This is a genomic window from Bartonella sp. MF74HXZ (assembly GCF_042194445.1).
Taxonomy (GTDB): Bacteria; Pseudomonadota; Alphaproteobacteria; order Rhizobiales; family Rhizobiaceae; genus Bartonella; species Bartonella grahamii.
Genome location: NZ_JBHIMW010000017.1, coordinates 1 through 3,516 on the forward strand (window position 1 = coordinate 1; position 3,516 = coordinate 3,516).

The 3,516-nt window shown below is 42.9% G+C and carries 1 protein-coding gene; it reads left to right on the plus strand.

All coding sequences use genetic code 11. The annotated features are described in order from the left end of the window. On the plus strand, positions 1-3,516 hold a 3,516-nt coding region (locus ACFIJ8_RS08360; RefSeq protein ID WP_375639376.1), incomplete at both ends, for a hypothetical protein.

A 3,516-nucleotide genomic window follows, 5' to 3' on the forward strand; every position in this document is an offset into this window, starting at 1 on the left:
ATAAAGCCGGATTAGAAAAGATTAATGCTGCTGATGACTATGCAAATTTTTTAACCAGAACTCTTTTGGGGACGAGTGATGAGAGCTCTAAAATAAATGTTTTGACAACAGATAGTAGTGGCGCATGGGAAGGTGTGTCAAATATATCTAAAGCCAAAAATATGAGTGATCAAAAAACGCCCCAGTTCATAAGAGTTATTCATATGAATTCTGCAGATACAGAAGCCAATGATGTTTATGAAGAAGAAAAAAACTTTAATGTTTCAACGCCTGAGGTTGCGCAGCCAGTAAATAAGCTACCTGTTGTTTTTCAGAGTCGTGCGGGGCTAACCCGTGCTGCTGGCGATCCTCCTGCTAGTATAACATTGGGTGATGGGGCATCTGTAGTCAGAGAGGCATCTATTGCGATAGGTTCGAAGTATGATCCGAAAGCTTATGGTGATGGGGGGGGGGAGGTTTTTAGGCCGCCCCATGTTTATGGGCGTGGTGGGATTGCTATAGGCTCTGGTGCTAAGATTGGTGTTAGTGGTTCTGAGAACGATATGCCCGAATATGCGATAGCTATTGGTCTTCGTTCAGTCGTGGGCTCAAAGGCAGACGGTTCAATAGCTTTTGGTGATACGGCTAAGGTTTCGGACGGTCTTGAGGGCGCTGTCGCTTTGGGTCGTTTTAGTGTGGCTATAAAGGCAGGGGGTATTGCAGGATATGACCCCATAACTGGAAAAGTCACAACTAAAACAGATGAAGCATGGGTATCTAAAAAAGGCTTTGGTGCAATTACTATTGGGAGTGTTCCTATTCAAGGAACGCGACAAATTACTGGATTGTCAGCTGGGACTGACGATACTGATGCAGTAAATGTTGCGCAATTGAAAGAGGTGGCAAAGCTTGTAGGAGGGAGTTGGAAATACTCTATTGAAGGTAAAGGTACTACAACTGTTCTTGTGGATACCACACTAGACTTTTCATCAGGAGGGGATAACTTCAGGATTAAGAGAGATAAGGACGATAAAAATAAGCTAATATTTGGTTTGACTAATGATATATCACTCCATACCTTAACATTAAAAGGGAAAACAAACTTAGATGACAAGGGCTTAGTAATTGTTGATGGTCCGAAAATAACGACCGATGGTATTGACGCTAGTAGTAAAAAGATAACGGGAGTTGCAACGGGTACTGATGATACTGATGCAGTGAATTTTGCACAGCTAAAAGCAGCACAAGAAGCAACGGTTATAAAAGGTTTAAAAATTAACACTACTGGCAAAGATTTTGCAGATGCTGTGGCTGATGGGGAGAGATCAATTGCTATTGGTGACAGTGCAAAGAATTATGCAGAACAGGGGATTGTTCTTGGTTATAATGCATCTGCAACGAAGGATGCGCCGTATAGTATTGCTATAGGTTCCTCTGCAAAGGCGACGGCAGGAGATACCATTCTTTTGGGGCGAGATACAGTGGCTACAGAAGACAATACTATAGCCATAGGTCATAAAGCTCAGACAACAAACAGGTATGCTATTGCTATAGGTTACATGACTCACGCTATGGGTCTAAGTAGTCTCGCAATAGGTGGTGAATATAATCCGGATAGCGAACACGGGGAAAATGATTATACAACTGCGGGGGATGATTATTCAACAGCTGTAGGAGCCGTTTCTAAAGCCCTAGGGTTTGGTTCGACAGCTCTTGGTCATCGTGCATATGCATTTGATCAAAACGCTATTTCTATCGGCTTTTATTCAAAAGCAAATGGGACTGGAAGTATTGCTTTAGGTGCCAATTCTAACGTGACGGTTGATGGTGGTGTTGCTTTGGGAAGCGATTCTGTAGCGGATGTTGGAGCTAGTGTTGCGGGTTATGATCCTAGTACTAGAGAGAATGCAGATAAACAGGACAACACATGGCTATCCGGTCTTGGTGCACTAAGTATTGGTGATGCTAAGCAAGGAAAAACCAGACAGATTGTAGGTGTTGCCGCTGGTACGAACGACTCTGATGCGGTAAATGTTGCGCAGCTAAAAGCTCTACAAGACTCTATAAATCCAAGTTGGGAACTCTCTGTTAATGGTAAAAATACGACGAATGTTAATTCAACTAGCCCATTGGATTTGGTAACTGGAAGTACAAATCTTAATCTTACAAAGGGCGAAGATGACAATAAGGTACAATTTGATCTGGCTCAAGATGTTGCATTAACGAGCTTAAAGGCAGGCACAAATACCCTAGATGCAAAAGGCTTAGTGATTACAGGTGGTCCGAAAATAACAACCGATGGTATTGACGCTGGCAGTAAGAAGATAACAGGCATTCAAGATGGTGCACTCACAGCAGAATCAACCGAAGCGGTCAATGGTTCCCAACTTTTGGCAACAAATAATGAAATTAACGAAGTAAGAGACAGTATCCTTGTTAAGCAAGTAGCAGCGGAGAAATCTATGCGCAGTCTCCGTAATGGAGGAGAAGGTGTTATCACTATTGGTGGGGCAACTGGTGGCAATGAAATCAGTATTCTAAATAAGGATAATGGAGCTCGGAAAATTTCCGGTCTACTCGACGGGGCAATCAGTGAAACTTCAACAGACGCAGTAAATGGCTCACAGCTTCATACCCTAGGTAGCGGTGTTGCATCTTATTTTGGTGGTGGTGCTAAATATGAAGGTGGCGCATGGACCGCTCCTACATTCAAGGTTAAGACCTTCAATAAAGATGGCGCTGCGACTGAGAAGTCTTATGACAATGTCGCGACTGCCTTTACTGGTGTTGGTGATTCATTCGAGAACGTTAAAGATGCATTCAAGAATGTTAAGGATGAAATTACCAAAGAGATTGAAAAAGACATTACCCTTGTTCAAAGCGATTCCTTGTTATGGGACAAGGCTAAAGGCGCTTTTGTGGCAACGCATGGAGAAAAGGAAAGCAAAACAAACAGCAAGATCACATCACTTGCAAATGGAGACATTACTTCAACCTCAAGCGATGCTGTAGCTGGTAATCAGCTTCATACCCTAGGGAGCAGTGTTGCAAAATCTTTAGGTGGTGGTGCTGGCTATGAGAATGGCGCATGGGTTGCTCCTACATTCACGGTTAAGACCTTCAATAAAGATGGTACTGCGACTGAGAAGTCTTATGACAATGTCGCGACTGCCTTTACTGGTGTTGGTGATTCATTGGAGAACGTTAAAAACGAGATTACCAATCAGATTACTAATGCGAAAAGTGATTCTTTGAACTGGAGCGATGCAGATAATGCATTTGTAGCACAGCGTAGAAAGTGGGATAAAAGTGACAAACGTTTCGACTACATAAATGAAAAAATTAAGTATCTTGCGGATGGAGATATTTCTGCTAGCTCAACAGACGCAGTAAATGGTTCCCAGCTTCATAGCCTAGGGAGCAGTGTTGCAAAGTCTTTAGGTGGTGGTGCTGGCTATGAGAATGGCACATGGGTTGCTCCTACATTCACGGTTAAGACCTTCAATAAAGATGGTACTGCGACTGAGAAGTCTTATG